The 6,303-nt window shown below is 73.6% G+C and carries 4 protein-coding genes; 3 read left to right on the forward strand and 1 reads right to left on the reverse strand.

From position 1 onward, the window contains the following. Positions 1-52: 52 nt before the first annotated feature. Positions 53-3,223: a glycoside hydrolase family 3 C-terminal domain-containing protein gene (locus tag AB0B76_RS17995; protein ID WP_360375944.1), complete on the reverse strand. Its 3,171-nt coding sequence runs from the start codon at positions 3,221-3,223 to the stop codon at positions 53-55. Positions 3,224-3,386: 163 nt separating this feature from the next. Here AB0B76_RS17995 and AB0B76_RS18000 point away from each other — a divergent pair, with 163 nt between their 5' ends. The 3 genes from AB0B76_RS18000 to AB0B76_RS18010 all read left to right on the forward strand — a co-directional run bounded on the left by AB0B76_RS18000 (position 3,387) and on the right by AB0B76_RS18010 (position 6,094). After that, complete coding sequence (locus AB0B76_RS18000; RefSeq protein WP_360375946.1) at positions 3,387-4,397, forward strand: SDR family oxidoreductase; 1,011 nt, start codon at positions 3,387-3,389, stop codon at positions 4,395-4,397. A 51-nt stretch (positions 4,398-4,448) separates the two neighbouring features. Further along, positions 4,449-5,597 (forward strand): nucleotide disphospho-sugar-binding domain-containing protein, encoded by a 1,149-nt coding sequence (locus AB0B76_RS18005; protein ID WP_360375949.1) that lies wholly within the window; start codon positions 4,449-4,451, stop codon positions 5,595-5,597. 80 nt (positions 5,598-5,677) lie between these two features. After that, positions 5,678-6,094, forward strand: coding sequence for a hypothetical protein (locus AB0B76_RS18010; protein ID WP_360375952.1), 417 nt, complete (start codon positions 5,678-5,680; stop codon positions 6,092-6,094). The last annotated feature ends 209 nt before the right edge of the window (positions 6,095-6,303 follow it).

Consider the following 6,303-nt stretch of genomic DNA (forward strand, 5'->3'; position numbering starts at 1 on the left):
CTCCGCCAACTGGTGTGCGCGGCCCGCCTCCCCCGCCCTCAGGGGGTCTATCTCACGGGGTGGTCGTCCACACGAAGGTGGCGCTCGCCCCGGTGCTCGCGGTGACGGTCACGGTGCTCGTGCCGGCCGCGGTGGCCGAGCCCGAGATGACGCCGGCCGAGTTGATCGACAGCCCGGCGGGCAGGCCGCTCGCCGTGTACGTGGCCTGAGACCCACCCGCTGTGGCGCCGAAGGCCCAGCTCACCGCCTTGCCGACCGGGCTGCTCATGCCGTAGGGGTTGGGCAGCAGGTTCGCCGGGACGGTCGCGGCGGTGACCGCGAGGCTCCCGGTCAGCGGCAGGTTGCGCGAGGAGTTGCCGACCGAGATCTGGTACGTCCCGGCCGCGGTCGTCCACGCGTTGCCCGTCGTGTTCCAGTACGCCAGATCCTGCTGCGTCACCGTGAACGTCACGGTGCTCGAAGCGCCCGCGGCCAGGCTCACGCGCTGGAAGCCCTTGAGCGCACGCGGGGGCTCCCCGGCGGACGCCGGCGCGGTGACGTACAGCTGCACGACCTCGGTGCCGGCCCGGCCGCCGGTGTTCGTGACGGTCGCGGTGACCGTCGCCTTGCCGTTGGCCAGCGCGCCGACCTGGAGGTTCGAGAAGCCGAAGGAGGTGTACGACAGGCCGTAGCCGAACGGGAAGAGCGGCGCGATGTTCTGGCTGTCGTACCAGCGGTAGCCGACCTTGAGGCCCTCGGAGTACTGCACCTGGTTGTTCGCCCCCGGCCACTGCGCCGCGGTGTGCGCGGGCACGTCGGCGAGGCTCTTCGGGAAGCTCACGGGCAGCTTGCCGGACGGGTTGGCGTCGCCGAAGAGCAGCGCCGCGGTCGCCGTGCCGACCTGCTGGCCGGCGTAGAAGCCCTCGAAGACCCCGGCCACCTGGTCGAGCCACGGCATCGTGGTGGCCGAGTTGGTGTGCAGCACCACGATGGTGCGCGGGTTCGCCGCGGCGACCTGGCTGATGAGCTGGTTCTGGGTGCCCGGCAGGTCGATCGTGGTCTGGTCGGAGCCCTCGTTGCCGTAGTTGTTGCTCGCGAACACGATCGCCACGTCGGAGCTTTTGGCCAGGTTGACGGCGTTGGTCAGGTTGCTGCCGTCGTTGTACGTCACGGTCGTGCTCGTCCCGGCGACGCGGTTCTGGATGCCGGTCAGCGGCCAGACCGTTCCGGAGCTCGTGGCGGTGGCGCTGCCCCCGCCGACGCTCTGCACGCCCGCCCCGCCGTCGACGCCGAGCACGGCGATCGAGTGCGTGGTGCCGGTCGACAGCGGCAGGATGCCGTTGTTCTTGAGCAGGACCGTGCCCTCCTCGGCGCCGCGGCGGGCCACGTCCTGGTGCGCCGCGGTGCTCACGTTTGCCGTCGGCGAGCCGGTCTTCGGCCGGTCGAAGAGCCCGAACGCGAACATCGGGGTCAGCACCCGGGTCACCATCAGGTCGAGCTGGGCCGTGCTCACCTGGCCGTTGGCGACGGCCTGCCTGAGGAAGTCGGCGAAGAAGTACCCGCCGGGCATCTCCATCGTCATGCCGTTGTTCGCGGCCGGGACGGTCGAGTGCGCCGCGCCCCAGTCCGAGGTGACGAACCCGCCGAAGCCGGCCTGCTGGTACAGGGCGGTGTTGAGCAGGTACGGGTGGTCGCAGTCGTACGTGCCGTTGACGGTCGAGTACCCGCACATGATCGACGCGGTCGCGCCCTGGGTCACCGCCGCCTGGAAGCCGGGCAGGTAGATCTCCTGCAGCGTGCGCGTGTCGACGATGGCGTTGTCGGCCGGCCCGTTGCGGTTGGTCTCCTGGTTGTACACGGCGGCGTGCTTGGCCTGGGCCATCACGCCCTGGCTCTGGATGCCGCGGATGTCGGACGCGGTCATCCTCCCGGTGAGGTACGGGTCCTCGCTGAACGTCTCGAACGCCCGCCCCCAGCGCGGGTCGCGCACGATGTTCAGGGTCGGCCCCAGCGCCACGTTCGCGCCCTTGCCGGCGAACTCGGCCCCGATCGCCGCGCCGTACTCCTGCTCCAGCGCCGGGTCGAACGTCGCCGCCGAGGTCACCGCGGACGGCATCTGCGTCACGCCGCCCATGCCGTCGCCGACCCCGCCGGGCCCGTCCTGCAGGCCCAGGCCCGGGATGCACAGGCTCGGGATGCCGTCGAGGTTGCCGATGTACGGCGACGAGGCGCCGTTGCCGTGCAGCAGGGCGATCTTCTGGTCGGTCGTCATGCGGCCGAGCAGCTCGCTCACGCGGGTGGCCACGGGCGCGGTGGAACCGACCCACGGACAGCCGGCCGGCGGACTCGTTGTCGTTGTCGTCGTCGTGCCGATCTGGCGGACCTCGAACTCCCACAGGGAATAGCCGTACTGCGTCGCGCGGGCCGTCCCGTACATCCGGACGTATCGCCCGCTGCCGCTCACGGCCAGCGTCTGGGTTCCGCCGGCCCCGGTGGTGGTGGAGTAGACCGTCGTCCACGTGCTGCCGTTGTCCGACAGCTGGATCTGGAACGCGGTCGCGTAGGCGGCCTCCCAGTTGAGGACCACCTGGCACACCTGCGCGCTCGCGCCCAGGTCGACCTGGATCCACTGCGGGTCGGCGAACGCGCTCGACCAGCGGGTGCCGGCGTTGCCGTCGACCGCGCTCGCGGCCGGGCTGGCCGCGTTCTCGCTGGACGACGCCGTGGCCGGGCGGTTGAGCGCCGCGTTCGTGGTGCCGCACGTGCCGGGGGTGCCGGTCTCGCCGTACACCTGGAACTCCCACAGCGAGTAGCCGTACTGCGTCGCGCGGGCCGTGCCGTACAGCCGGACGTATCGGCCGGTGCCGCTCACGGTGAGCGTCTGGGCGCCGCCGGTTCCCGTGGTGGTGCTGTACACGCCGGTCCAGGCGGCGCCGTCGCCCGAGACCTGGATCTGGAAGGCGGTCGCGTAGGCGGCCTCCCACTGGAGCTTGACCTGACTGATGGTCGCGGTCGCGCCCAGGTCGACCTGGATCCATTGCGGGTCGCCGAAGGCGCTGGACCAGCGGGTCCCGGCGTCGCCGTCGAAGGCGCTCGCGGCGGGGGTGCCGGCGTTCTCGGTGGAGGAGGCGGTGGCGGGCTTGCCCTGCGACAGCAGCTGGGTCGCGGCCGACGCGGTGAGGGTGGTGACGACGAGGTATCCGGCCGCGAGCACGGCCACGACCAGGGGGATGACGCGTTTCATTCGGCGACCTCTTGGCGGAGAGGCTTTACACGCCCTTCGGGTGAGAGAGCGCTCTCTGAAGAGTTCCCCTTGTGGGCCCGGCTGTCAAGGGCCCACATCGATTCCTCGGGGAGAGCGCTCTCCGATGGTTTTCCCGATTTTGGTCGCGGGTATGCGTGTTCGTATGAGGCATCAGGGCGTTGGGCAGGTCGTTGTCATCACCGGGGCCAGCGGCGGGATCGGGCGCGCCACCGCGCGGCTGTTCGCCTCGCGCGGGGCCGCCGTGGCGCTGCTCGCGCGCGGCGAGGCCGGCCTGCAGGCGGCCGCCGAGGACGTCGAGGCCCGCGGGGGCACCGCCCTGCCGATCGCCGTCGACGTGGCCGACCAGCACGCCGTGGACGCCGCGGCGAGCCGGGTCGAGAAGGAGCTCGGCGAGATCGATGTGTGGGTCAACGACGCGTTCACGTCGGTGTTCGCGCCGTTCACGCAGATCGAGCCGGAGGAGTTCAAGCGCGTGACCGAGGTGTCGTACCTCGGCTACGTGTACGGCACGCGCGCCGCCCTGGACCGCATGCTCCCCCGCGACCGCGGCGCGATCGTGCAGGTCGGCTCGGCCCTGGCCTACCGCGGCATTCCCTTGCAGAGCGCGTACTGCGGGGCCAAGCACGCCATCCAGGGCTTCCACGAGTCGCTGCGCACCGAGCTCCTGCACGACAAGAGCAACGTCCACGTGACGATGGTTCAGATGCCGGCCGTGAACACGCCCCAGTTCGACTGGGTCCTGTCGCGCCTGGGCCGCCACGCCCAGCCGGTGCCGCCGATCTACCAGCCCGAGGTGGCCGCGCGCGCCGTCGTGTACGCGGCCGACCACCCGCGGCGCCGCGAGTACTGGGTGGGCGCCTCGACGGTGGGCACGCTGATCGCGGACAAGTTCATTCCCGGCCTGCTGGACCGGTACCTGGCCCGCACGGGCTTCGACTCCCAGCAGACGCCCCAGCCGCGCGGCGCGCACGAGCCCCGCAACCTCTGGCGGCCGGCCGACCGCACCGAGGACTTCGGCGCGCACGGCGACTTCGACGGCCGCTCGAAGGGGCGCGCCCCCCAGCTGTGGGCGTCGCAGCACCACGGCCTGCTGGCGGCCGCGGGCGCCGGCCTGATCCTCCTAGCGGGCGCCGCCGCGGCCCGCCGCCGCTGACGCTTTTCCGACAGTGTTGAACCGTCCCGCGGCGGGCGGCGTGAGCTCGGTATGCGCATTCTGTTCAGTGCGTGCCCCCTGTCCGGACATGTCGCGACAATCCTGCCGCTCGCGCTGGCCGCGCGGGCGGCCGGGCATGAGGTGGTCGTCGCCACGGGCGCGGGCGTCCTCGCGCCCCTCCTCCGGCACCGCCTGGAGACCTGGCCCGTCGGCACGCCGGAGGCCGGGCTGCCCGGCGGCGGTACGACGGCCCAGCGCTCCGCCTTCTTCGCGAACTCGGCCGCGGGCCGGGCCGAGGACCTGATCCCCCGCGCCCGGGACTGGCCCCCCGACCTCGTCATCTCCGACACCGCCGAGGTCGCGGGCGTGGTCGCCGCGGCCGTGACGGGCGCCCGGCACGTCGTGCACGGCCTGGGCATCATGCCCCCGATGGTCCTGTGGAACGCGTACGCGGTGCACCTGGACGGCCTCCTCACCCGCTGGGGCATCCCGGCGACGGCGGACGCGGTGCGCGAGGCCACGTACCTGGACGTCTGCCCACCCGCCCTGCGCCGCCCGGGCGAGCCGATCTGGACCCGGACCCTGGACCTGCGACCGACGACGGCCGGGTGGGGCGCGCCCCACCCGGCTGCTTCGCCCCGGCAACTGACGGCGGATCTCGACAGCGGTTCCCGCCGCCAGCTGACGGCCCGCATCGACGCCCTGCCGCACCGCGACACGGTCCTGGCCCGCCCGGGCTCGCCCGCCGAGGCCGCCGCGATCCTCAGCGCCCTCGACGGCCACCCGATCAACCTGGTGATGTGCGCGGACCCGGCGGACCTCGGCCCGCAGCCGCCGAACGTGCTCGTCACGCCCGGCTGGCCCGACCCCGCGGTGCTGTCCCGCTGCCACGTGCTGGTCTCCCGGGGCGGCCCCGGCGTCGCCCTGCCGGCGCTGGCCCACGGCCTGCCGCAGCTGATCCTCTCGCTGGAGAACACCGCACCGGACGGGGACATGACGCACGCGGGCGCGGCGCTCACGGTCAACGCGCCGGACCCCGCGGCGGTGGAACGCGCGGTGCGCACCCACGTCCCGCGCCTCCTGAAGGACCCGATCTTCGCCGCCGCGGCCGCGTGGGCGCAGGTGGAGATCGCGGCGATGTCGTCGCCGGAGGCGGTCGTGCGGGCGTTGACCACGGAGGGAGTTCCCGCCCTGCGCTGAACCGGCCCGCCTCCGCTCCTCATCCGATCGGCTCACGGGACCGCGTTTGCCGCACCGGCGGGGCGGGTAGCGTCGCGATCATGTGGCTGATTGCACGCTCCGCCCTGCTCGGTATCGCCTCCGGTGGGCGCAGTCTCGCGGCGCCCGCGGCCGTGGCGTTCGGGGGCGGCTCACGGGGCCTGCGCTTGGCCACCGCCGCCGCGGCCGCCGGGGAGTTCGTGGTCGACAAGCTCCCGGGCGCGCCGAGCCGCCTGGCCGCTGCGCCGCTGGCCGGGCGGCTCGTCTTCGCGGGCCTGGCCGCCGGGTTCCTGGCCCGGCGCGAGGGGCGCGATCCGGTGGCTCCGGCCCTGGTCGCCGCGGCCGCCGCCGCGGGTGGGAGCGTCGCGGGCGCTCGCTGGCGTGCGTACGCGCAGGACCGCCACTGGGCCGCTCTTCCCGCCGCCCTGGCCGAGGACGCCGTGACGTGGACCCTGGCCACGACCGCCGCCCGCCGCTGACCCGGCCCCACACGCGAACCGTCCCCGCCCGCCGCTGACTCGGCCCCACGCGAACCGTCCACCCGCCGCTGTTTCAGCCGCACGCGAACCGTCCCCGCCCGCCGCCGACCCAGCCCCACGCGAACCGTCCACCCGCCGCTGTTTCAGCCGCACGCGAACCGTCCCCGCCCGCCGCCGACCCAGCCCCACGCGAACCGTCCACCCGCCGC

The sequence above is a fragment of the Dactylosporangium sp. NPDC049140 genome, from assembly GCF_040648435.1.